Genomic DNA, 22,443 nt, shown 5'->3' on the forward strand with positions numbered 1-22,443 from the left:
GGGTCTCCTGGCGTCCTCCCGTGACGGGTGGTGCCGACCCCCACCCCCTGAGGAGCAGGTCCTTGAGCGAGCGCACGGTCATCACCTTCGGCACCTTCGACGTGCTGCACGTCGGGCACATCCGGGTGCTGCAGCGGGCCGCGGCGCTCGGCGGCCGGCTCGTCGTCGGTGTCTCCGCCGACGCGCTGAACATCAGCAAGAAGGGCCGCGCGCCCGTCTTCTCCCAGGAGGAGCGGCTGGAGATCGTCGGCAACCTGAAGATGGTCGACGAGGTCTTCGTCGAGGAGAGCCTGGAGCTCAAGCGCGACTACGTCACCCAGTTCGGCGCCGACGTCCTCGCCATGGGCAACGACTGGGAGGGCAAGTTCGACTTCCTCAACGACATCTGCGAGGTCGTCTACTTCCCGCGCACCCCGTCGGTGTCGACGACCGCGCTCATCGAGCACATCGCCCGGATCGCGCCCGACCTCGCCTGAGCAGCCGTATGCCGTGGGGCCGGCCGGGAGCCGGCCCCACGGCATACAGGGGGTGGTTCAGTCCCCGGTGGGACCGGCCGGGCCTGCCTCGTCGAGGGCGAGGCGACGGGCCAGCTTGGTGTAGCGGGCCTCGAAGTCGCGGAAGCGCAGGTAGGTGGTCAGCGTGAAGCTGAGGAAGGCCACGACCAGCGCGTAGAGCACCAGGTCGGTGCCTCGGCCGACGCCGATGCCGTGGGCGATGCGGGTCCACACGCCCGGCACGAGGATCGACCAGATGGCGAAGGCGGCGAAGAGCACCAGGCCGATGCGGCGGATCGCCTGGGTGCGGGCGCCGGAGCCGCGCAGCAGCCGCAGGGCCACCGCGATGACCACGATGATGAGCAGGATCTGGATCAGCAGGATGGTCATCGGCGCCGTCCTCCGGTGGTGCTGGTCTGGCCGGTCATCGCAGGATCAGCTCGGCCAGGATGTTGATGGAGTTCCACAGCGACTGCCCCTTGGAGCGGGAGTAGTCGGTGTAGAGGATGTGGACCGGCTCCTCGACGTAGCGAGCCTGGGTGGCACCGATCTGGGCGACCAGCTCGGAGGCGTGGGCCATGCGGTTCTGGGTGATGTCGACCTTCTCCAGCACCGGGCGGGAGATGGCCCGCAGGCCGTTGTGCGCGTCGGTCAGCCGCGTGCGCGTCGTGAGGTTGGTGTAGCCCACGGCCGCGCGCAGGACCATCTTCTTGGCGAAGCTGGGCTGGGTGCGCTCGTCGAGGAAGCGCGAGCCGAAGACCACGTCCGCGTCCCCGGCGCGCAGCCGGCTGACCATCGCCACGGCGTCGCTGACCTGGTGCTGGCCGTCGGCGTCGAAGGTGACGACGAAGCGCATCCCCGGGTCGCTCAGGGCGTAGTCGAAGCCGGTCTGCAGCGCTGCGCCCTGGCCCAGGTTGACCGGGTGGCGGACCACCCGGGCGCCGGCGGCCTCGGCGAGGTCGGCTGACCGGTCGCTGCTGCCGTCATCGACGCAGACCACCTGAGGAAAGACCTCGCGGACGTCCTTCACGACGTCGGCAATGACCTGGTCCTCGTTGTACAGGGGTATGACCACCCACGTGTCGTCCACGAATCGTCCCGTCATGGTGTGCAACTTCCGGGCCAAGTGTAGGCAGCGTCAGGTAACGGGCAGGCGACACCCTCGTCAATCGCCTGCGACGGGAGGGACCGGTGGGGCATGGTGTGAGTTCTATTACGTTTGTTGCTTTTGACCCTGGGGTGACCACTTGTGCGACCGCTGAAGACCAAGACCGTTGACCCGCCTCGGACCCGACGCCGTCGGACCAGATCGTGGCAGGTCGCCACCTTGGCCGCCGCGCTCAGCGCAGCACCCTTGCTCACGATCCACCTGCCCGCCCTGGGCAGCACCCGCCCCACCCCCCACCCGGTGAAGGCCTCCCGCCACGAGGTGGCCCTCCAGCGGACCTCCCTGGCCGCCGTCCGGCAGGCCGGACCAACCCGGCCCGAGGCCGGCGTCACGGACCCTGCCCGGACCGCCCGCGCCGCGGCCGTCGCCGCGCCCCAGGACGTCACCGACGGCGTGTCCGTCGTAGGGGTCACCTGGCCGCACGGCTCCGACGTCTCGGCCACGGACCAGTTCCAGATCCGCACGCTGACCGGCTCGGTCTGGAGCGCGTGGGAGACCCTCGACCGCGACGCCTCGCACCACCCCGACGACACCGGGGCCGCCGGTGCCGAGGGCCAGCAGGCCGAGGACGGCACCCAGCCCTACGTCGTGACCGGTGCCTCGAAGTTCGAGGTGCGCGCCCTCGCCAGCGACGGGACCGCCCCGACCGGGGCCCACGTGCAGGTCATCGACCCCGGCACCTCGAGCGCCGACGCCACCGTCGGGGCCCCGCAGGGCGGGACCGCCGGCTCGGCTGCGGCGGCCGCCGCGAAGCCCACCATCTACACCCGCGCCCAGTGGGGGGCCGACGAGAGCCTGCGCAAGGGGTCGCCGTCCTACGGGCAGACCCAGGTGGCCTACGTCCACCACACCGACAGCGCGAACAACTACACCGCCGACCAGGTGCCGGCCATCATCCGCGGCATCTACGCCTACCACGTCAAGAGCAACGGCTGGGACGACATCGGCTACAACTTCCTCGTCGACCGGTTCGGCCGGATCTGGGAGGGCCGCTACGGCGGCATGGACCGGGCCGTCATCGGCGCCCACACGCTGGGCTACAACTCGTGGTCCTTCGGGGTGTCCGCGATCGGCAACTTCGTCTCGACCTCGCCGTCGCAGGCCCTGGTCGACGCCATCACGCGCGTCGTCGCCTGGAAGCTCAGCCTCGCCGGCGTCCCCGCGACCGGCACGGTCTTCGCCAAGGACAAGACGTTCAACCGGATCTCCGGGCACCGCGACGCCTACCAGACCACCTGCCCGGGGCAGTACCTCTACAACAAGCTGCCGGCGATCCGCAGCGCCGTCGCCGCCCGCATGGGCAGCATGTCCAGCGCGTGGCTCACCCGGGACGTCGACCACGCCGGCGGTCCAGACCTGGTCAGCTACCCCGCCGGCGCGGCGGGCCAGTCCGTCCTGCTGCGCGGCGCCTCGACGCAGCCAGTCATCGGCGGTCACACCGTCGGCACCGGCTGGAACGGCCTGCGCTCCATCGCGGCCTCTGCCGACTTCACCGGCGACGGCAAGCCCGACGTGCTCGCCATCGACCCGGTCCGGGGCACCCTGCGGGTCTACCGCGGCGACGGCCACGGCGGCTTCGCGGGCTCGACGGCCAAGGGCACCGGCTGGGGCGGGGTCAACCGGCTCATGCCCACCGGCGACCGTGACGGCGACGGGCACAACGACCTCGTCGGCACGAGCTCCGGCGGCCGGCTGGTGCTCTACTCCGGGGACGGGCGCGGGTGGATCCGGTCGAGCACGGTCATCGGCCGCAGCGGCTGGGACGCCATGCGCTGGGTCGTCCCCGTGGGGGACGTCACCGGGGACGGCTTCCCCGACCTGTATGCCGTGCGCGCCAGTGACGGTGCGCTCCTGCTCTACCCCGGCACGGCCGGGGGAGGCCTCGGCGCGGGCGCCGTCCGCGGTGGCGGCTGGGGCTCGTTCTCGCCGGTGGTCGGCGGGGACATCGACCAGGACGGCCGGGCCGACCTGCTGGCCCGGGCCAGCAACGGGACGATGCGCTCGTACTACGGCACCGGCGGTGGGTCCTTCTACCGCTCGATGATGTGGGGCCACGGCTGGAGCGGGCTGAGCCAGCTCTCCACCGGGGTCGACTGGGACGGCGACGGCCGGGTCGACGTCCTCGCCGTCAACAGCGCCACCAACGGCGGGGCGCTCGTCCTCTACCCGGGCACCGGGGCGCGGGACTTCTCGGCGCCCCCCGTGGGCCTGACGCTGCCGGCCGGGGCGGACCTGGCCCGCGTGGTCGGCGACGTGAACGGTGACGGCTACGCCGACGTGGTCGTCCGCGACCGGTCGCTGGACCGGCTGCTGCTCTACCCCGGCCAGTCCGGCGGTCGGGTCGGATCCCCGGTCGTCCTGGGGACCGGCGGCTGGGACGCCATGACCCTGATCGAGGCGGCCGGCGACCTCAACTACGACGGGGTGCCCGACGTCATGGCCCGCAGCGGCACCGGCGCCCTGTACCTCTACGGGCTCACGCGCGGCATGGCGTTCAAGCCGCGCACCACCATCGGCAACAGCGGCTGGGGCGCGATGACCAGCGTCGTCGGCGTCGGCCGGTTCAACGCCGACTACAACGCCGACGTCGTGGCGCTGCGCACCAGCGACCACACCCTGCTGCTCTACCGGGGCAGCGGCCCGACGCCGCTGCTCGACTCGACGACCCTGGCCACGCACCAGAACGACCTGGTCCAGCTGGTCGGCAGCGGGGACTACAACGGCGACGGTCGCGCCGACATCATCGCCCGCAGCGCCTCCGGGGCGCTGTGGCTCTACACCGGCAGCGGCACGGGGGGCCTGACCGGCTCCCGCCAGCCGCTGCGCGCGGGGGAAGGAACCATCCATGTCATCGGCTAGTCGCAGGCGCCCGGGGGCGCTCCTGCGGATCTCGGCGCTCGCCGTCGGGGCCGCCCTGGCTCTCGGCACGTCCATCGTCACCGCCGGGTCGGCCCACGCCGACGAGGTCTACAACCGGCCGGCCAACGGCGTGCTCAGCCTGGCCGGCCACGGCTGGGGCCACGGCCACGGCTTGTCCCAGTACGGCGCGTACGGCGCGGCGCAGGCCGGGCTGACGTGGGACAAGATCATCGGGTTCTACTACAACGGCTACCCGGTCGTCAGCATGGGCAACCCGACGATCCGCGTCTCGGTGCCCAGCGCGTCCGGGTCGGCCTCGACGGCCGCCGTCAAGGCCGCCGACGGCCTGACCGCCACCTTCGGCGACACCACGATCAAGGCGGTCACGCTCCCGGCGAAGAACTACCAGGGCGTGGCGATCACGGACTGGGCGGTCTACGGCGCCACGAGCAAGCAGGCGGTGCTGAAGTACCACCTGGCCACCGGCGAGTGGGTCGGGCCCTACCGCACCGACAAGACCGGCCGGATCAACCTGTCCAACCCGAAGGCCGGCTGGGTCGACGCCGGCCGTGGGGTCTACCGCGGCACGCTCAGCGGCATCGTGACCAGCTCCAGCAGCAAGGCGGTCACCTCCGTGCTGGCGCTGAGCATGGACAACTACCTGCGCCGGGTGGTGCCGAGCGAGTCCCCGGCCTACTGGCCGGGAGCGGCCCTCCAGGCCCAGGCCGTGGCGGCCCGCAGCTACGCGGGCTACTACGTCAACCACCCCCGGAGCAGCTACTACAACATCTGCGGAACCGACGCGTGCCAGGTGTTCGGAGCCTCCGCGGAGCAGCAGTCGACCGACGCGGCCGTCTCCTCGACCAGTGGCAAGGTGGTCTCGGACGGCACCGGCAAGCCGGCGTTCACCGAGTTCAGCTCCTCCAACGGCGGTTGGGCGGCCGACGGCGGCAAGCCGTGGGCGGTCGCCCATGCCGACAAGTACGACGGCGCGGCCACGACCTCCAGCGGGGCCCGGGCCAACCCGTACTTCCTGTGGTCGAAGGACGTCAAGGTCAGCACCATCGAGGCCGCCTGGCCCTCGATCGGGTCGTTCCAGCGGCTGCGGATCACCCAGCGGGACACCCACGGCGACTGGGGCGGTCGCGTGCTGCAGGCCACCCTCGAGGGCTCCAGCGGCAGCATTGACGTCACCGGCGGCGAGCTGCGCTCGGCCCTGGGCCTGCGCTCGGAGTGGTTCGTCCCGGTCAACGTCGTCTCCGACCCCTCCTTCCCGCGGGACGTCACCGCGGACGGCCGGCCGGACGTCGTCGCGGTCCAGGCGTCCTCGGGGGCCCTGCTCGCCTACCCCGGCACCGGCTCCGGCGGGTTCCTGCCCACCCGCACGCTCGCCCCCTCGGGCTGGGGTGGCTACACCAAGGTGCTCACCGCCGGTGCCTGGACCGGGCACTCCCTCTCGGACCTCATGGCCACCACCAAGGACGGCACGCTGTGGCTGGTGTCGGTCGGCCAGACCGGCACCGTCTCCAGCCCGCAGCGGATCGGCACCGGGTGGGGAGGGATGGACACGATCTTCACCCCCGGCGACTTCGACGCGGACGGGCACGCCGACCTCATCGCCCGACGTCACTCCGACCAGGCGCTGTTCCTCTACCGCGGCAACGGCTCGGGCGGTTTCCTCGGGGCCCGTCAGATCGGCTGGCACTGGGGCGCGTTCACGGCCCTGGTGAGCCCCGGCGACTTCACCGGCGACGGACGCTCCGACATCCTCGCCCGCCGGCCCGACGGCAACCTGGCGCTCTACGCGGGCAACGGCACCGGTGGGCTGTCGGCGGGCAAGGTCATCGGCTGGAACTGGAACGGCATCACCGCCATGACCTCGCCCGGCGACTTCTCCGGTGACGGCCGGGCCGACCTCATCGCCCGCACCACCACCGGCGCGCTGGTCCTCTACCTCGGCGACGGCAAGGGCGGCTGGAGCGGCTCCCGCCAGATCGGCACGGGCTGGACCGGCCTGTCCACCATCGCGCCGTAGCCGACCACGCGGCATACGACGGAAGGGCCCCCGCGGGTGCGGGGGCCCTTCGTCATGCAGGCGGTATGCCGGGTGGCTCAGCCCTGCTGCAGGTCCACCAGCAGCTCGGGCTCGGTCTTCTCCCGGACCTCGTCCTCGGTCACGCCGGGGGCGAGCTCGCGCAGGACCAGGCCCTTGTCGGTCACGTCGATGACGGCCAGGTCGGTGATGATGCGCTGCACGACGGCCTTGCCCGTGTAGGGCAGGGAGCAGTCGCTGACGATCTTGTAGGAGCCGTCCTTGGCGACGTGCTCCATGAGGACGATGACCTTCTTGGCGCCGTGGACCAGGTCCATCGCGCCGCCCATGCCCTTGACCATCTTGCCGGGGATCATCCAGTTGGCGATGTCGCCGCCGGCGGAGACCTGCATGGCGCCGAGGATGGCGGCGTCGACCTTGCCGCCACGGATCATCCCGAAGCTGGTCGCCGAGTCGAAGAACGAGGCGCCCTTGCGCAGGGTGACCGTCTCCTTGCCGGCGTTGATCAGGTCGGGGTCCTCCTCGCCCTCCCACGGGTAGGCGCCGACGCCGAGGATGCCGTTCTCGGACTGGAGGACGATCTCGACGTCGTCGGGGACGTAGTTGGGCACCAGGGTCGGCAGGCCGATGCCGAGGTTGACGTAGTCGCCGTCGGCCAGCTCGAGGGCGGCGCGGGCGGCCATCTGCTCACGGGTCAGTGCCATGGGTCAGGACTCCTTCGACCGGACGGTGCGGCGCTCGATGCGCTTGTCGGCGGCCTGCTCGGGGGTGAGGGGGAGGACGCGCTGGACGAAGATGCCCGGCAGGTGCACCTGGTCGGCGTCGATCTCGCCCGGCTCGACGAGCTGCTCGACCTCGGCGATGGTGACCCGACCGGCCATGGCGGCGAGCGGGTTGAAGTTGCGGGCGGACTCGTGGAAGACGAGGTTGCCGTGGCGGTCGCCCTTCCAGGCGCGCACGAGGCCGAAGTCGGTGACGATCGCCTCCTCGAGCACGTAGGTGCGGGTCTCCCCGCCGCCCATGGCGAAGTCGCGGGTGTCCTTGGCGGGGGAGGCCTTGGCGACCGAGCCGTCGGCGTTGTAGCGCCAGGGAAGGCCGCCCTCGGCGACCTGGGTGCCGACCCCGGTGGCGGTGTAGAACGCCGGGATGCCGGAGCCGCCCGCGCGCAGCCGCTCGGCCAGGGTGCCCTGGGGCGTGAGCTCGACCTCGAGCTCGCCGGAGAGGAACTGCCGCTCGAACTCCTTGTTCTCCCCGACATAGGAGGAGATCATCCGGCGGATCCGCTTGTCCTTCAGGAGGATCCCGAGGCCCCAGTCGTCGACGCCGCAGTTGTTCGAGACGGCTTCGAGGTCGGTGACGCCCCGGTCGTGGATCTCCTTGATGAGGACCGTGGGGATGCCGCAGAGGCCGAAGCCCCCGACGGACAGGGAGCTGCCGTCGACGATCCCGTCGACGGCTTCGGCTGCGCTGGAGACGACTTTGTCCATGGCCGGGACTCTAGCGTCGGCACCGGGGTGCCGGTGCGGCCCCGGCGCCCACCGCCCCCGGGGCCGGGGTGTGGCCCGACCACAGGGCCGCCCCGGCGGGAACTACAGGGCTGTAGTTCGGCCAATCCGCTTGTCCCGCCCGGAGCGGGACGGGATAACTGATCCGGATGGTGCTCGTGGGATCGCTGTGAAGGAAGTGGCGCATGGACAACAAGGCCCGGCTCGTCGCCGTCGGCGGGGCCGCCATCGCCATGCCGGTCCTGGCGGTGTGGGCGGCGGGCAGCGCCGAGGCCGCGACGTCCGCGCCGGTGCCCGCGCCGCCGACCACGTCCCTGCCCGCGGCGCTCGACGTCCAGGTGCCGTGGCAGCCGCAGGACTCCTGCGACCCGGTCGACAAGCCGGGCGTGCGCGCCTTCGGTGACCTGATGCTGGCGACCTACAAGTCGGGCAGCTACGGGGTCAGCCGCTACTGCGCCACCGACACCAGCGAGCACTACGACGGCCGGGCGCTGGACTGGATGCTCAGCGTCAACAACCCCGACCAGAAGGCCATCGCGGACTCGGTCACCGCCTGGCTCAGCGCCAACGACGGCGCGATGGCCCGGCGCTTCGGCATCCAGTACATCATCTGGAACCAGCACATGTGGCGCGAGTACGACCCCGCCCGCGGCTGGGCCCCCTACAGCGGCAGCGACCCGCACACCAGCCACATCCACTTCAGCTTCACCTGGGACGGTGCCATGAAGCGCACCTCCTGGTGGACCGGGGTGCCGATCACCGTCCCCGACCAGGGACCCTGCCGGGTGTATGCCGGTCAGCCGGCTCCCGTCTACACCTCCCGCAACACCCAGCCCTGCCCGGTCAGCCTCCCCGCCGCCCCGACGTCGGTGCACGCCCTGGCCTTCATCGGCCAGAAGAGCGCCGACATCGCGCTGGCCCAGCGCCTCCTCGGGGTCACCGACGACGGCGTCTTCGGCAGCGGGACCCGCGCGGCGGTGCTCGCCTGGCAGCGCAGCCACGGCCTGCCGGTCACCGGAGCGCTGGACAAGGCCACCTGGGCCCGGCTCGCCCCGGGCACCCCGGTGGCGACGACGCCTTCTCCCGCGCCTGCCCCCACGCCGGCTCCGTCGCCGACCCCCTCCGTGCCGACCACGCCGGTCGGCTCCGGTGGCTACCCGACCTTCCGGCAGGGGCAGACCAGCCCGACCATCGCCATTGCCCAGCGGGCGCTGGGCGTCACCCCCGACGGGGCGTTCGGGCCGATGACCCTCAAAGCCCTCGTCGCCTGGCAGACCAGCCACGGCGTGCCCGTGACCGGCGTGCTCGACGCCGCCACCTGGGCCCGGCTCGCGCCCGCCGGCACTGCCACCCGGCCCGCCCCGGCCCCGGCACCGGCCCCCGCGCCGAAGCCGCCGACCGGCAGCGGGAGCCAGGCCGCGTCGGGCTACCCCACCATCCCGGCACCCACGTCCACGGCGGGGCGCACCCCCTACACGGCATACAAGGCCACCGTCCTGCGGACCGGGTCCACCGGCGCGGCGGTGAAGCTGCTCCAGCACGCCCTCGGCGGCGGGCTGAAGGCCGACGGCGCGTTCGGCCCGCGGACCACGGCCGTCCTGCGGGCCTGGCAGCAGGCTCACCACCTGCACGTCACCGGCACGACCGACCGGGCGACCTGGGACGCGCTGGAGCGCCGGGACTTCCCGCTGGTCCAGTGGTGGAACACGGTGCTGCGCAAGGGATCCCGCGGTCCGGCGGTCGTGGCGTTGCAGCGCGCGCTGCACCTCGAGCCGGACGGCGTGTTCGGCCCCGTCACCGAGGTGACTGTCCGGTATGCCCAGGGAAGGGCTAATCTCGCCCGAACAGGCGTTGTGGCGACCCTCACATGGCGAGCGATCGAAGCTCAGATGCACCGGTAGGGACAGCCCGCGCGCGGCACCACCCAGCAGGAGCACCACCCACGCATGTCAGGCACCCACGGCGCCCCTTCGCGCCGCTCCACCCGTCGTCAACGCCAGCGCAGCGCACGCAGCCTGAAGGTCATCGCGGGGGCCGTCCCCGTCGTGCTCGTCGGCGCCGGCCTGGCCCTCGTCGTCGCGAAGGGGGGCGTCCAGGCCACCCTCGACGCCGCCGCCTCGACGTGCGCCAACCCCACCCACGTGCGCGTGAGCACCACCCCGGAGTTCCTCCCGGTCCTGCGCAAGGTCGCCCAGGGAGTCGAGGACTCCTCCGCGGGTGACGCAGGCTGCCCGGCCTACGACGTCAGCGCGCTCGCGCCCTCGGCGGCGGTCTCCCGGATCGCCGCCGACGGCACCGACCGCCCCGACGTGTGGGTGCCGGACTCCTCGATCTGGGTCGCGCGGGCCAACGCCCAACTGGCCGGCGACACCCTGCCCGAGCCGGTCACCGTCGCCCAGAGCCCGCTCGTCGTCGCGGTGCCCGCCTCCCGGGCCGCGCACTACGCCGGCGCCGGTGTGCCGTCGTGGCAGCAGCTGCTCGGCGGTGACGTGCCGGCCCAGATGAGCGACCCGGGGGCCTCGACCACCGGGCTGCTCGCGCTGACCACGGTGCGCAGCGCCCTGGGCACCTCCCCGGAGGTCCAGCAGGCGATCGGCGCGGCGATGATCAAGCTGTCCCGCACCTACGCGAGCAACACCGACGAGCTGTTCGCCCAGGCCGCCAGCAAGCGCGCCGCCGCGCCGGGCTTCCCGGCCAGTGAGCAGCAGGTCCTGCGCTACGACGCCGGCCACCCCGAGGCGCTGCTGATGCCGGTGATCCCGACGCCGGGCACCGGCCGGCTGGACTACCCCTTCGTCTCCCTGCCCTCGCGGCAGTCCGCCGTGGCCAAGGCGGTCCTCGCGCTACGCAACGCGCTGACCTCCGACAGCGGCCAGCGCGCCGTGCAGGCCGCCGGCTTCCGCACCGCCGACGGCAAGGGCGGCCCCACGCCGACGCCCGGCGTGAACACCCCCGCGCTCAAGCTCCTGCCGGCGCCCACGCTCAAGGACGTCGACGCGGCGCTGAGCACCTGGAGCGCCGTCTCGACCGAGATGCGCATGCTCGCCGTCCTGGACGTGTCGGGCTCGATGACCGAGCAGCAGGGCGGGGTCACCCGCATGGCCGTCCTCCAGGGCGCCACCGACACCGCGCTGCGCGTCTTCCCGCCGCGTTCGCAGGTCGGCCTGTGGGCCTTCTCCACCGACAAGGACGGCCCGGGCAAGGACTGGAAGGAGCTCGTCCCGATCGGTCAGCTCGACGCCCGCGAGGGTGCGGCCACCCACCGCGACGCGCTGCTGAAGGCCAACGCCGGCATCAACACCCTCGTCGGCGGCAACACCGGCCTCTACGACACCGTGCTCGCCGCCTACGAGCGGGTGAAGCAGGGCTGGGACCCGACCCGGATCAACTCGGTCGTGCTGCTCACCGACGGCCAGAACGACGACCAGCAGGGTCTGTCGCTGGACCAGCTGATGGCCAAGCTCAAGGCCGAGTCGGACCCGACCCGGCCGATCCCTGTGATCACGATCGGCATGGGCCCCGGCGTGGACGCCTCCGTCCTGGACCAGATCTCGCGGGCCACCGGCGGCAAGTCCTACCTGGCCAGGCAGCCGCAGGACATCAAGAAGGTGTTCGTCGAGGCGCTGCTGCAGCGCGGCTGCCGGCCCAACTGCTGAGCACCTCAGCGGGGGTCGAGCGTGACCCCCTCGGCCGCGAGCCGGTCCGGCATCCGTGCCGGGTCCGGCTCGCGGACGAGCACGACCGACCCGTCGACCGCCCACGCGGCCAGCGTGGTGCGCAGCACCGCGGCGAGGTCGCCGGTGGCCAGCACCCGTGCGCCCGCGGGCCAGTCCGGGGCCGGCACGACCTGCCCGTATGCCGTGTCCTCGCCGCCCGCGACCAGAGCGAGGTCCTGCGGTCCGGGGGAGTCCCACGGGCTGAACGCATCGGCATACGTCGCGAGCTCGCGGGCCTCGTCCATGGCCCCGGCCGGCACCGGGTTCGGGTGGGAGCGGGCCAGGGCCGCCAGGGTGACCAGGACGGCTTCGCCGCCGGCCGCGAGGCGCTGCGGGTCGTCGGTGACCATGACGTCGGCGTCGCCGGGGCCGTCGACGGTGACGGTCGCGCCGACCGACCACGCGGCCAGGGCCCAGTAGAGGGCGCGCCAGTGCGGGGGCAGGTCCAGCGCGACGGTCGTGCCGGGACCGGCGTCGAGCTCCTCCTGCAGGGCGTTGGCGGCCTTGGAGACCCAGTTGGCGAGGACCTTGCCGGACAGCTCGATCCGCTCACCCCGGGTCAGGCCGGGAGCGTCGTCGTAGAAGGTGACCCGCGGGCGGGCCGGGTCGGAGGCGAGCAGGTCGGCCAGGAGCGAGGCGGGGGTACGCACGCGGGCAGCCTACGGGCGATAGCGTCACCGTCGTGAAGGCCACCGAGTTCGCCCGCCGTGCCGACGCCGTCATCTCGGGGGCCACCCTGGAGAGCGTGGGCGAGGACTCCGGCGACGTGCCGCTGCTGCGCGGTGAGCGCGTGGCGGCACGGGCGATGACCCGGGTCCTGGTGACCGTCGCGCTGCTGATCGTCCTCGGCGGTGCGGCGTGTGCGCTGCTGGCGCCGTTCGGCCTGTGGCTGCCGCTGGTCGCCCTGCCGCTGCTGCTCGTGCTTGCCGTCGTCGCGGCCCGGGTCAGCCGCCTGGCCTCGGCCCGCACGGTCCCGGTGTGGGCCGCCGCGGCGATCGTCGCGCTCGCCATCGGCTCCACGGTCTGGGCCGGGCTGACCCACTCCGAGCAGGTGCTGCCGCGGCGCGACCCGGGCAGCTACCTGCAGTCGGCCACGGCCCTGGCGACCACGCACCGCCTGCCGCTGGAGGTGCCGCCCGGCACGATCGGCGGCGCCGGGGTCCTGCGGGTGCCGGGCGTCTCGCTGGAGAGCCCGGCCTTCTTCCAGGTCGGCACCGCCGACGACCCGGCCGTGCAGCCGCAGTTCATGGTGGGCACCGCGGCGTGGTACTCCGTGGGCTACTGGCTGGCCGGTCCCGCCGGGGCGCTCTGGCTCAGCGCGCTGCTCGGCGGTCTCGGCGTCCTGGCACTGGGGCTGCTCACCGGCTCCGTGGTCGGTCCGCGGTGGGGGCCGCTCGGCGCGCTCGCGACCGCGATCTGCTTCCCGTTCCTGCACATCGACCGCTCGACCTACTCCGAGCCGCTGGCCGTGGTCGTCCTGGCCGCCGGCCTGCTGCTGCTCGTCGAGAGCACGCGCAAGGGGGCTCGCGGGCACTGGCAGCACGCCCGCCAGCTGGGCTTCCTCGCCGGCCTCCTCGTCGCGGGCGGCGGGCTGATGCGGGTCGACGCCCTGCGCGAGTCGATCCTGCTGCTGCCGGTCGCGGCGCTGCTGGTCATCCGCCGCGACGGTGGCGGCTGGCCGCTGCTCGCGGGGGCCGGCGTCGGCACGGTCGTCTCCTTCGCCGCGGGGCTGGGACTGTCCGACCAGTACCTCGGCAGCATCGCCGGGTCGCTGCTGCCCCTCGTCGCCCTCGGCGTCGCGATGGCGGGGCTGTGTGCCCTCGTCGTCGTGCTGGCGCGCCGCGGGGTGCGGCTGCCGGACAGCATACGGCGGTGGCTGCCCGCGGCCGGTGCGGTCCTCGTGCTGCTCATCGGCGCGGTGCTGGCCTCGCGTCCGCTGTGGCAGACCGTGCACCAGTCGGCCGCCGACCCCGGCTCGCACGTCGTGGCCGGGCTGCAGTCGCGGCAGGGGCTGCTGGTCGACGGCGGCCGCACCTACGCCGAGCAGACCCTGGCGTGGACCTCGTGGTGGGTCGGGCCGGCGGCGCTGGTCATCGCCTTCGTCCTGCTCGCGGGCGCGGCGCACCGGCTGGCCCAGGCGTGGGTGCGGGACGAGCCGCTGCCGCGGTGGTTCGGACCGTTCCTCGTGGCGTTCCTGTCGGCGGTGCTGACGTGGTACCGCCCCGGCATCACCCCGGACCACCCGTGGGCCGACCGCCGGCTGATCATCGTGCTGCCGCTGGTCATCGTGTCGGTGGTGGCCGCGGCGGCCTGGCTGACCCGGTGGTCGACCCGGCACCTGCCGCCTGCGGCGCTCGTGGCGAGCAGCGTCATCGTCTCCTCGGCGCTGCTCGTGCCCGAGGCCATGGCCACCTGGTCGCACGCCGGGGAGCGGGTCGAGCACGGCGAGCTCGCCGCCGTGCAACGGGTCTGCGGGACGTTCGCGCCGGGCGACGTCGTGCTGTCGGTGGACGACCGCGCCGCCAACGAGTGGGTGCAGGTGGTGCGAGGCCAGTGCGGGGTGCCGTCCCTGACGCTCACGACCGCGGTGCGGCACGACCCCGCGGCCCGGGGCCAGGCGGTGGCCGCCGTGGCGAAGGCGGTCACGGCCGGTGGTGGCCGGCTCGTGCTCCTGGCGGCCGACTCCGACGCGCCGCTGAGGGCGCCACTGCCCGGCGGGGTGCGGACCGGGGAGCCGGTCCAGGCCGTCGACGTGACGGTGCGCGAGGACGCCCGGCTGCTCGAGCGGCGCCCGGACCACCTGGTGTCGCTGCCGATCCAGGTCTGGCTGGCCTCGGCCCGCTGAGGGAAACCGCCCGACGTGGAGGGTTGTCAGGGTCAGGACCCCGACAACCCTCCACGTTGATCCGGCGGGAGCCAGAAGCGCCCGGTGGGAGGTCGTACCTCCCACCGGGCGCCTTCGTGTGCCGATCCTCAGACCGGCGGGGCCTCAGCCGTCGGAGTCACCGCCGGCCGGGGCGGAGCCGGAGCCGATCACGTGGTGCTGCGGCGCGGGCATCGGTGAGCCGGAGCCCTTGACCGAGGCCCAGATCGCCTTGTTGAACTCCTGCTCGTCGATCTGGTCCTCCTTGCCCAGTGACTGCGCGCCGGACTGGGCGGCGAGCGGGGCCGTCGCACCGTTCGTCGTGGTCATCGGGTAGCTGGGCTTGATGACCTCGTAGGGCCGGTCGTTCGGCGTCGCCGTGAACGAGGCGCTCATCGGCGTGGAGTAGGCGTCGAACTGGGTCAGCGGGCCGACGCCGGCGAGCAGGCCGATCGTGCGCACCATCGACGCGGTGTTGTAGAACGTCGAGTCCACGCGCCCCGTCTGGGTGTACGGGCTGATCGCCAGGGCCAGCGTGCGGTGCGCGTCGACGTGGTCGGGACCGTTCTGCGCGTCGTCCTCGGTCACGAAGATCGCCGTGCTCTTCCAGTCCTTGGAGTGCGACACGGTGTCGACCAGGCGCCCGAGGGCGTAGTCGTTGTCGGCCACGTAGGCCTTGGGCGTCGGCGCACCCGCCTTGGTGCCCGCGGTGTGGTCGCTGGGGAGGCGCACGAGCTGGACCTTGGGCAGGGAGGAGGTCGCCTCATACTGCTTGAACTCCTTGACCCACTCGTCGACCCGGCCGGTCGTGCCGCAGGCGGGGCTCAGGGCCTTGAAGGTCCCCGAGGAGTCCGGGCAGGACAGGTCGAAGCCGCGGTATGCCGTGTCGGTGTGCGCCTGGAGCACCGGGTCGGCGGCGTGGACGCCCGAGCCGGACAGGTCGACGTAGAACCCGTAGTTGCGGAAGGAGATGCCCTTCTTCGCCAGGCGCTGCCAGATGTAGGTGTCGTCCGGCTGCTGGCCGGCGATCTCGGGGTCGGCGTCCTCGCTGGGGTAGGGCGCCTTGCGGCCGGAGTAGTTGGCCGGCCACTGCTGCTCGGCGTAGGGGTTCGAGGTGGCCGAGGCGACCCAGTTCCAGCCCTGCGCGCTGACCTCGGCGTCGGCGTAGAAGTTGTCGATCGTGGTGAACCGGCGCGCCAGCGCCCGGGCGTTGGGCGCCGACTCGTCACCGAAGAGGTTCAGCTTCGGGTCGCCGTTGCCCTTGCCCAGGCTGCCCATCTCCTGGTCGAAGGTGCGGTTCTCCTTGACCACGTAGATGACGTGCTTGATCGGCGTCGGCCCGCCGGGCGTGCGCGGGATGACCGCGCCCTGCGCCTGGTCGGCCGCGTTGTTGCGCCGCACCTGCGCGGTCCAGCGGGCGAGCTGCTCCTGGTCGGGGGCGTCGACCGTCGAGAGCGTGCCGACCATCATCGAGCCGGAGTACTGGTCCGGGGAGGTCGGGGCGCTCGACTCCGGGTCGGGGTGGCCCGGCCCGTCGTTCGGTCCGGCGCCCAGGCCCTTGGCGTTGGTCACGAGCAGCTGCCCGTCGCGCCAGGCGACCGACGTGGGGTACCACCCGGTCGGCACGAGCCCGGCGACCGTGCCGCGCGCGAGGTCCACGACGGCGACGTCGTTGTTGCCCGAGCTGGTGACGAACAGCCGGCGGCCGGCCGGGTCGAGGGTCATCCCGCTGGGCGTCGTTCCGACCGGTGCCCCCTTGTATGGCGAGAGGCTGAGCGTGCGGCGGACCGTCGCCGTCGCGACGTCCACCTCCGAGACGGTGTCGGCGTCGCTGTTGCTGACATAGAGGGAGCGACCGTCGGGCGAGAGCACCGAGCGGTTGGGGTGGAGGCCGACCTTGACCTGCCCGGTGACCTTCGGCGTGCCGCCGGTCAGGTCGACCACGTCGACGCTGGAGGCACCCTGGTCGGTGACGAACGCCTTGGTGCCGTCCTTGGTCACCGAGACCCACAGCGGGCGGTGGCCGGCCGGGACGGTCGAGGAGGTGCCGGTCGCGGTGTCGATGACCGAGACCGCGTCGCCGAGCTGGTCGGCCACGACGAGGCGCTTGCCGTCGGGGGTCACGGCAAGGCCGGCGGGGAAGAGGGTGACCTTCTCGCCGGCCGGGTTGGTCGTCGGCAGGCTCAGCGGCGTGCCCTCGACCAGCTTGCCGTCCTGAAGGTGCAGGACTCGGACCTTGGAGTTGGCGGCGGCGCTGGCGTAGGCCGTCCGCCCGTCCGGGCTCCACGCCAGGCCCATGTAGAGCGACTCGGGGCTCTTGTAGGGCAGGGTCTGCTCGACCCGGTGGCTGGCGGCGTCGACCAGCTGGAGGCTCTGCGTGCCCTGGCCGTCGTTGCTGACGAGCAGGTGCTTGCCGTCGGGGGAGAGGGCGGAGGTCAGCGGCAGGTCCCCGAGCCGGGTCTGCTGCCCGGCCGGGGTCACGCGGAAGCCGACGGGGGTCACGGCGGTGCCGTCGGGCCGCGGCCCGGCGAGCTGGGTGGCGGCGGCCACGGCCGCGCCACCACCGACCACGGTCAGCGCGACGGCGCCGACGACGAGTGCGGGAGATCGTCTCATGCGCCGGACCGTAGGAAACCGGGACGAACCGGACACGACGCCGACGTGAACGCGGACGGGCAGGGAGCCGACGCCCGGGTCTTCGTGGCTGGGGGAGCGCACCCGGCGGTCGCGGGTAGGCTCACCCGCGAGATGAACGAGCACACCACCTCCACGCAGCCCGGCGCCGAGCGCGGCGTCGACCCCATCGACGCGCAGACCCAGGCCCTGCCGACGACCTCGGCCCTGCCGCCGGTCAGCCCCGAGCAGGTCGAGCACTCCGCCCCGCCCCGCGTGGGCGACGAGCCGACCCTGCGGATGGAGGTCCCGCCGGCCAGCGCGACACCGGCCCCGCCGGCGCCCGCCGAGCCGGTCGCCTCGACGCCGGCCAGCGCGACACCGGCCCCGCCGGCGCCCGTCGAGCAGCCGACCCCCGGCCCCGCCGCCACCCCGGTGACCGAGACGGCAGGTGAGCCGACCGCGGGCCGCGACGGCGCGCCATACGTGACGATCGTGCTGCCCTGCTTCAACGAGGGCGAGCACGTGCTCCAGGAGATCGACCGCATCTCCGCGGCGATGGAGGCCAGCGAGTTCACCTACGAGCTGCTGTGCATCGACGACGCCTCGACCGACAACACCCTGCAGGTGCTGCACGACGCGGCCACGCGCTACCCGCACATCCGGGTGATGCCGTTCCGCCGCAACGGCGGCTCGGGCACGGCGCGCCGCATCGGCACGCAGCAGGCCCACGGCGAGATCGTCGTGTGGACCGACGCGGACATGACCTACGAGAACGAGCGGATCCCCGAGCTGGTGCGGATCCTGCGCGACGACGACACCTACGACCAGGTCGTCGGCGCCCGCACCACCGAGGAGGGCACCCACAAGTGGGCCCGCGTCCCGGCGAAGTGGCTCATCCGCAAGATCGCCGAGAAGCTGTCCAACGAGAAGATCCCCGACCTCAACTCGGGCCTGCGCGCGTTCCGCCGCGAGGTGTCGCTGCCCTACCTGCGGCTGCTGCCCCCCGGCTTCTCCTGCGTCACGACGATCACGCTGGCGTTCCTGCACAACCAGCACGACATCAAGTACGTCCCGACGTCCTACGCCAAGCGCGCCGGTGTCAGCAAGTTCCACTTCGTCAACGACGCCTACCGCTACATCCTGCAGGTGCTGCGGATGGTCATGTACTTCAACCCGCTCAAGGTGCTGCTGCCCCCGGCGCTGTGGATGGTCGGCATCGGCCTGGTCAAGGCGGTCGTGGACATGTTCCGCCACCCGTTCTACTTCCCGGCCAGCACCGTCCTGCTCGTCGTCAGCGGCCTGATGATCGGCTCCCTCGCCCTGCTCGCCGACCTCGTGGTGCGCTCACGAGACGGCGTCTGACCCGGGCCGGGCGATGAGCGACTCCACCCTCAAGGTGGCCGTGGTCGGCCCGACCCACCCCTACAAGGGAGGCGTCGCCGCCCACACCACGACACTGGCGCACCACCTGGCCGAGGCCGGCCACGACGTGACGCTGGTGTCCTGGTCGCACCTCTACCCCAGCAAGCTCTACCCGGGCGAGCAGGCCGTGCCCGGCGGCGCGCCCGACGTGCCGCCGTTCCCGCGCACCGTCCGGGCGCTGTCCTGGGCGCGGCCCGACACCTGGGTGCGCACGGGCCGCCGGCTCCGCGGCTTCGACGCGATCGTCGTCGTGCACGTGATCCCGGCGGTCATCCCCGCGCACCTGGCCCTGCTGCGCGCCGCCGGGGTCGGCCGGACCTCGAGCACGGGCCTGGGGCCGCGCTCGGTCGTCATCGCCCACAACGTCCTGCCGCATGAGTCGCACCCCGGAGACAGCGCCCTGATGCGCTCGCTGCTCTCGCGCGTCGACGCCGTGCTCGTCCACAGCGCCGAGCAGGCGCGCCTCGCCCACGACCTCGGCGCGCCGCGGGTGTCGGTCGCCGCCCTGCCGCCGCACCTGCCGGGCGGCCCCGCCGAGCCCCGCGAGCCGTATGCCGGGCCGGCCCGCCTCCTCGCCCTGGGCATGGTCCGCGAGTACAAGGGCGTCGACGTCCTGCTGCGGGCCCTGACCCAGGTCCCCGACCTGACCCTGACCGTCGCCGGGGAGCTCTGGGGCTCCAGCGGCGAGCAGGTCCGCCAGCTCGCGCAGGACCCGCGGCTGCGGGGCCGGGTCAGCATCCGGGCCGGCTACGTCCCCGCCGAGGAGCTCGCCGGGCTGCTCGCCGCGCACGACGTGCTGGCCCTGACCTACCGCCACGCCACCGCCTCGCAGAACGCCCTGCTCGGCCAGGCCCACGGGATGCCGGTGCTGGCCTCGGACGTCGGCACCTTCGGCGCGCAGGTGCGCGACGGCGTCGACGGCCTGCTGGTGCCCCCGGACGACGAGGCCTCCCTGGTCACCGCGCTCAAGCGGCTCAGCGACCCCGACGAGGTGGCCCGGCTGCGCGCCGGCGTCCGCCCGCCGGACCTGTCCAGCCCGTGGGCCACCTACGTGGGCATCCTCGAGGCCCTGGCCTCGCCGAGCTCGATGGCCGCCGATGACGTCGAGGAGGTCACCCTGCCGCCCACCTCGGTCAAGGAGCGGCTGCTCGCCCCGGTCCGCACCGCGCTGGCCAACCGTCGCCCGCAGATCACCCTGACCCGCACCGACCTGCCCGAGTGGGTGCGCCCCAGCGACGTCCTCGCCGACGTCGCCGACGCCGAGGAGGCCAGGACGTTCGCCCGCGAGCTGGGCCTGCCGCGGGCGGGGGAGGCCATCGCCGCCTGGGCCGCCCTGGGCGCGCTCGCCGCCGTGGTGCGCCTCGGTGACGACGGCCACCACACCGCCGTCATCCTCGACGAGTCCGGCAGCCGCTCGCCGCTGTCCCGATGGGCGCGGGCCATCGGCTTCGCCCCGGTGGAGCTCGAGCTGACCGGGCCGCGCTCGTCGGTGGCGGTCCTCGACGTGGACACCGGCTCGCTGGACGTCATCACCCGCCTCCACCCCTCCGGCTGCGACGCCGACGACGTCGACGAGGCGTTGAGCCAGGCCTCCTGGGCGCTGCGCTCCGGCGGCCTGCTCTCGCTGACCCTGCCGCTCGGCCCCGCCACCGCCGAGGGGGCCGTCGGTCCCGCGGAGGTGCGGGGCGTCCTGGCCCGCTCGCACGACCTGGGCTTCGTCCTCGTCGGCGACCTCGACGGGGAGATCGGCGCGCGCATGCGCGAGGCGAGCAGCGGCGCACGACGCGAGGACGCGGCATACGCGCTGGTGCGCCTGACCTTCCGGCGGCGCTAGGTGCCGCTGCCCCGAGCCCGCCTGCTGGGCCTGCTGCGGCTCGGCATCGCGCTCGTCATCGTCGCGGCCGTCGTCTGGGCCGTCGCGCAGAACTGGACCGCGGTCTCGCACGACCTCGGCAAGGTCGACGCGTGGTCCCTGGCCGCGGCCACGGCGCTGGCCGTCGTCGGGCCGGTGCTGACCATGCTCGGCTGGCGGGTGCTCATGGCCGACCTCGGCTCGCCGCTGCACGTGGCGCCGGCCGGGGGCATCTTCTTCATCGGGCAGCTCGGCAAGTACCTGCCCGGCTCGGTGTGGAGCGTGCTGGCGCAGGCCGAGATGGGCACGCGGCTGCACATCCCGCGGCGCCGCTCGGCGGTCGTGGGGCTGCTCGGCATCGGCCTGTCGATCCTGACCGGGCTGCTGGTCGGCCTGCCCGCCGCGCCGCTGCTGCTGCGCACCAACGGCTCCGGCGGCTCGCTGTGGCTGCTGCTCGGGCTGCCGCTGCTGGTCATCCTGTGCTGGCCGCCGCTGCTCAACCGGCTGATCGCCATCGGCCTGCGGGTGCTGCGCCGCGAGCCGCTGGAGCACGAGCTGTCCGGGCGGGCGCTGCTGCTGACGGTGCTGCTGTTCGTCCTGGCGTGGCTGACCTTCGGGCTGCACGTGTGGGTGCTGGCCCGCTCCGTCGGCGGCCCCGCGGCGGCCTCGGGTGACGTGGTGCTGGCCTCGCTGAGCGGCTACGCCCTGGCCGCCTCGCTGGGCATGCTGGCGGTCGTGGTGCCGGCCGGCGTCGGTGTGCGCGACGGGCTGCTCGCCCTGATGCTCGGGGTGAGCCTGCCCTCGTCGGCGGCCACCGCGGTCGTGCTGCTGTCGCGGTTCGTCATCACGTTCGCCGACGTGCTGGTCGCCGGGGCCGGGTGGGCCTACGCGCGCTCCCACCGGCTGGTCTCGGCCCACCCGGGCGAGCAGGTCGATGCCGGGTCCGCCGCGGCCACGGACTAGGTTGGTCGACCATGGCAGGTGAGCGGACCGAGCAGCTGGCGTACTCCGAGCAGATGGCGGCGATGCTCGACGAGCAGGCCCGGCGGCGCAAGGCCGCCAAGATCCTGGCCGTCCTGCGCCACGCCCTCGGCCGCGAGGACCTGACCGGGCTCGACGCGGTCGACGTGGGCTGCTCGGCCGGGTTCATCGCCGACGAGCTGGCCCTGGCCGGGGCCCGCACCCACGGCCTCGACATCGACGTGCCGGGACTGTCCAAGGCCGCGGCGCGCTTCGGCGACCGGGTCCAGTTCGTCTGCGCCAACGGCGAGCGGCTGCCCTTCGCCGACGGCAGCGTGGACGTCGTCGTGCTGAACCACATCTACGAGCACGTCGTCGACCCCGAGGCGGTCGTCCGCGACATCTTCCGGGTGCTCTCCGACGACGGGGTCCTCTACCTCGGCCTCGGCAACCGGCTCGGCATCATCGAGCCGCACTACAAGCTGCCGTTCCTGTCCTGGCTGCCCTACGGCCTCGCCGACCGCTACGTCCGGGCGTTCGGCCGGGCCGAGCACTACTACGAGCGGTTCCGCACCCGGCGCGGCCTCCAGGCGCTGTTCGCCGACTTCGACGTGTGGGACTACACGCTGCCGGTGCTCGCCGACGCACCGGCGTTCAGCGGCGACGACATGGTGCCGGGCGTGGTCGGCCGGCTGCCCGAGCGGGCGCTGGCCGCGACCCTGCCGCTCGTGCCCACCTACATCTGGGTCGCGTTCAAGACCCCGCACCGCCCCGCCGGCCGCGCCCTCAAGGTCAGCCCCCGCCACGTCTGACCCGGCTTTCCCCCACCGGACGCACGAAACGGCCCGAATCGCTGCCCCAAGGGGCACGATTCGGGCCATTTGCTGCGTTCGGTCACCTGAACCGGTGCGGCGGTCGCCGGTATGCCGGGTGGT

At 73.3% G+C, this 22,443-nt stretch carries 16 protein-coding genes; 10 read left to right on the plus strand and 6 right to left on the minus strand.

Annotated features, from left to right (window positions below; translation table 11 throughout):
* Window positions 1-62: 62 nt before the first annotated feature.
* On the plus strand, window positions 63-476 hold the full coding sequence (locus tag AC3ANM_RS16390) for an FAD synthase family protein (RefSeq protein ID WP_488285479.1): 414 nt from the start codon (window positions 63-65) through the stop codon (window positions 474-476).
* A 57-nt stretch (window positions 477-533) separates the two neighbouring features.
* Here AC3ANM_RS16390 and AC3ANM_RS16395 read toward each other — a convergent pair whose 3' ends face one another.
* Entirely contained in the window at window positions 534-884 is a 351-nt protein-coding gene (locus tag AC3ANM_RS16395; RefSeq protein ID WP_488285480.1) for a DUF2304 family protein, read from the minus strand.
* Window positions 885-918: 34 nt separating this feature from the next.
* Window positions 919-1,599, minus strand: a complete 681-nt coding sequence (locus AC3ANM_RS16400; RefSeq protein ID WP_488285481.1) for a glycosyltransferase family 2 protein — start codon at window positions 1,597-1,599, stop codon at window positions 919-921.
* 222 nt (window positions 1,600-1,821) lie between these two features.
* On the opposite strand from AC3ANM_RS16400, the gene AC3ANM_RS16405 reads away from it, so the two are divergent.
* Window positions 1,822-4,521, plus strand: coding sequence for an FG-GAP-like repeat-containing protein (locus AC3ANM_RS16405; protein WP_488285482.1), 2,700 nt, complete (start codon window positions 1,822-1,824; stop codon window positions 4,519-4,521).
* Complete coding sequence (locus tag AC3ANM_RS16410; protein ID WP_488285483.1) at window positions 4,508-6,556, plus strand: SpoIID/LytB domain-containing protein; 2,049 nt, start codon at window positions 4,508-4,510, stop codon at window positions 6,554-6,556. Before AC3ANM_RS16405 ends, AC3ANM_RS16410 begins: the two co-directional genes overlap by 14 nt.
* A 77-nt stretch (window positions 6,557-6,633) precedes the next feature.
* Here the strand turns inward: AC3ANM_RS16410 and AC3ANM_RS16415 are convergent, their stop codons facing one another.
* Window positions 6,634-7,278, minus strand: coding sequence for a CoA transferase subunit B (locus tag AC3ANM_RS16415; RefSeq protein WP_488285484.1), 645 nt, complete (start codon window positions 7,276-7,278; stop codon window positions 6,634-6,636).
* A gap of 3 nt (window positions 7,279-7,281) precedes the next feature.
* Window positions 7,282-8,061: a CoA transferase subunit A gene (locus AC3ANM_RS16420; RefSeq protein WP_488285485.1), complete on the minus strand. Its 780-nt coding sequence runs from the start codon at window positions 8,059-8,061 to the stop codon at window positions 7,282-7,284.
* A 203-nt stretch (window positions 8,062-8,264) separates the two neighbouring features.
* Here AC3ANM_RS16420 and AC3ANM_RS16425 point away from each other — a divergent pair, with 203 nt between their 5' ends.
* Window positions 8,265-9,980: a peptidoglycan-binding domain-containing protein gene (locus tag AC3ANM_RS16425; protein ID WP_488285486.1), complete on the plus strand. Its 1,716-nt coding sequence runs from the start codon at window positions 8,265-8,267 to the stop codon at window positions 9,978-9,980.
* Window positions 9,981-10,025: 45 nt separating this feature from the next.
* Window positions 10,026-11,735, plus strand: a complete 1,710-nt coding sequence (locus AC3ANM_RS16430; RefSeq protein WP_488285487.1) for a substrate-binding and VWA domain-containing protein — start codon at window positions 10,026-10,028, stop codon at window positions 11,733-11,735.
* Window positions 11,736-11,740: 5 nt separating this feature from the next.
* Here the strand turns inward: AC3ANM_RS16430 and AC3ANM_RS16435 are convergent, their stop codons facing one another.
* A complete protein-coding gene (locus AC3ANM_RS16435; RefSeq protein ID WP_488285488.1) occupies window positions 11,741-12,445 on the minus strand; it encodes a TIGR03089 family protein in 705 nt (234 codons plus the stop codon).
* A 32-nt stretch (window positions 12,446-12,477) separates the two neighbouring features.
* Here AC3ANM_RS16435 and AC3ANM_RS16440 point away from each other — a divergent pair, with 32 nt between their 5' ends.
* Complete coding sequence (locus AC3ANM_RS16440) at window positions 12,478-14,640, plus strand: hypothetical protein (RefSeq protein ID WP_488285489.1); 2,163 nt, start codon at window positions 12,478-12,480, stop codon at window positions 14,638-14,640.
* Between the two features lie 144 nt (window positions 14,641-14,784).
* Here AC3ANM_RS16440 and AC3ANM_RS16445 read toward each other — a convergent pair whose 3' ends face one another.
* The gene (locus AC3ANM_RS16445) at window positions 14,785-17,274 is read right to left on the minus strand and encodes a bifunctional YncE family protein/alkaline phosphatase family protein (RefSeq protein ID WP_488285490.1); all 2,490 of its coding nucleotides are present in this window, start codon (window positions 17,272-17,274) and stop codon (window positions 14,785-14,787) included.
* A gap of 132 nt (window positions 17,275-17,406) precedes the next feature.
* Here AC3ANM_RS16445 and AC3ANM_RS16450 point away from each other — a divergent pair, with 132 nt between their 5' ends.
* Genes AC3ANM_RS16450 through AC3ANM_RS16465 form a run of 4 tightly spaced genes read left to right on the plus strand, consistent with a single transcriptional unit; the run spans window position 17,407 to window position 22,320 of the window.
* Complete coding sequence (locus AC3ANM_RS16450) at window positions 17,407-18,636, plus strand: glycosyltransferase family 2 protein (RefSeq protein ID WP_488285491.1); 1,230 nt, start codon at window positions 17,407-17,409, stop codon at window positions 18,634-18,636.
* Window positions 18,637-18,649: 13 nt separating this feature from the next.
* Window positions 18,650-20,530 (plus strand): glycosyltransferase family 4 protein, encoded by a 1,881-nt coding sequence (locus tag AC3ANM_RS16455; RefSeq protein ID WP_488285492.1) that lies wholly within the window; start codon window positions 18,650-18,652, stop codon window positions 20,528-20,530.
* Entirely contained in the window at window positions 20,531-21,511 is a 981-nt protein-coding gene (locus tag AC3ANM_RS16460) for a lysylphosphatidylglycerol synthase domain-containing protein (RefSeq protein WP_488285493.1), read from the plus strand.
* A gap of 11 nt (window positions 21,512-21,522) precedes the next feature.
* Window positions 21,523-22,320 carry a class I SAM-dependent methyltransferase gene (locus tag AC3ANM_RS16465; RefSeq protein ID WP_488285494.1) on the plus strand — a complete coding sequence of 266 codons (798 nt, stop codon included), beginning with the start codon at window positions 21,523-21,525 and terminating at the stop codon, window positions 22,318-22,320.
* Window positions 22,321-22,443 lie beyond the last annotated feature (123 nt).

This window comes from Oryzihumus sp. JJN4-3R, from assembly GCF_057747915.1.

What these genes read in the sequence shown, in the direction of transcription:
- AC3ANM_RS16410 (WP_488285483.1), top strand. Translation starts at nt 4,508, where the DNA reads ATGTCATCGGCTAGTCGCAGGCGCCCGGGGGCGCTCCTGCGGATCTCG.
- AC3ANM_RS16465 (WP_488285494.1), top strand. Translation starts at nt 21,523, where the DNA reads ATGGCAGGTGAGCGGACCGAGCAGCTGGCGTACTCCGAGCAGATGGCG.
- AC3ANM_RS16420 (WP_488285485.1), bottom strand. Translation starts at nt 8,061, where the DNA reads ATGGACAAAGTCGTCTCCAGCGCAGCCGAAGCCGTCGACGGGATCGTC.
- AC3ANM_RS16400 (WP_488285481.1), bottom strand. Translation starts at nt 1,599, where the DNA reads ATGACGGGACGATTCGTGGACGACACGTGGGTGGTCATACCCCTGTAC.
- AC3ANM_RS16395 (WP_488285480.1), bottom strand. Translation starts at nt 884, where the DNA reads ATGACCATCCTGCTGATCCAGATCCTGCTCATCATCGTGGTCATCGCG.
- AC3ANM_RS16425 (WP_488285486.1), top strand. Translation starts at nt 8,265, where the DNA reads ATGGACAACAAGGCCCGGCTCGTCGCCGTCGGCGGGGCCGCCATCGCC.
- AC3ANM_RS16450 (WP_488285491.1), top strand. Translation starts at nt 17,407, where the DNA reads ATGAACGAGCACACCACCTCCACGCAGCCCGGCGCCGAGCGCGGCGTC.
- AC3ANM_RS16455 (WP_488285492.1), top strand. Translation starts at nt 18,650, where the DNA reads ATGAGCGACTCCACCCTCAAGGTGGCCGTGGTCGGCCCGACCCACCCC.
- AC3ANM_RS16445 (WP_488285490.1), bottom strand. Translation starts at nt 17,274, where the DNA reads ATGAGACGATCTCCCGCACTCGTCGTCGGCGCCGTCGCGCTGACCGTG.
- AC3ANM_RS16415 (WP_488285484.1), bottom strand. Translation starts at nt 7,278, where the DNA reads ATGGCACTGACCCGTGAGCAGATGGCCGCCCGCGCCGCCCTCGAGCTG.
- AC3ANM_RS16430 (WP_488285487.1), top strand. Translation starts at nt 10,026, where the DNA reads ATGTCAGGCACCCACGGCGCCCCTTCGCGCCGCTCCACCCGTCGTCAA.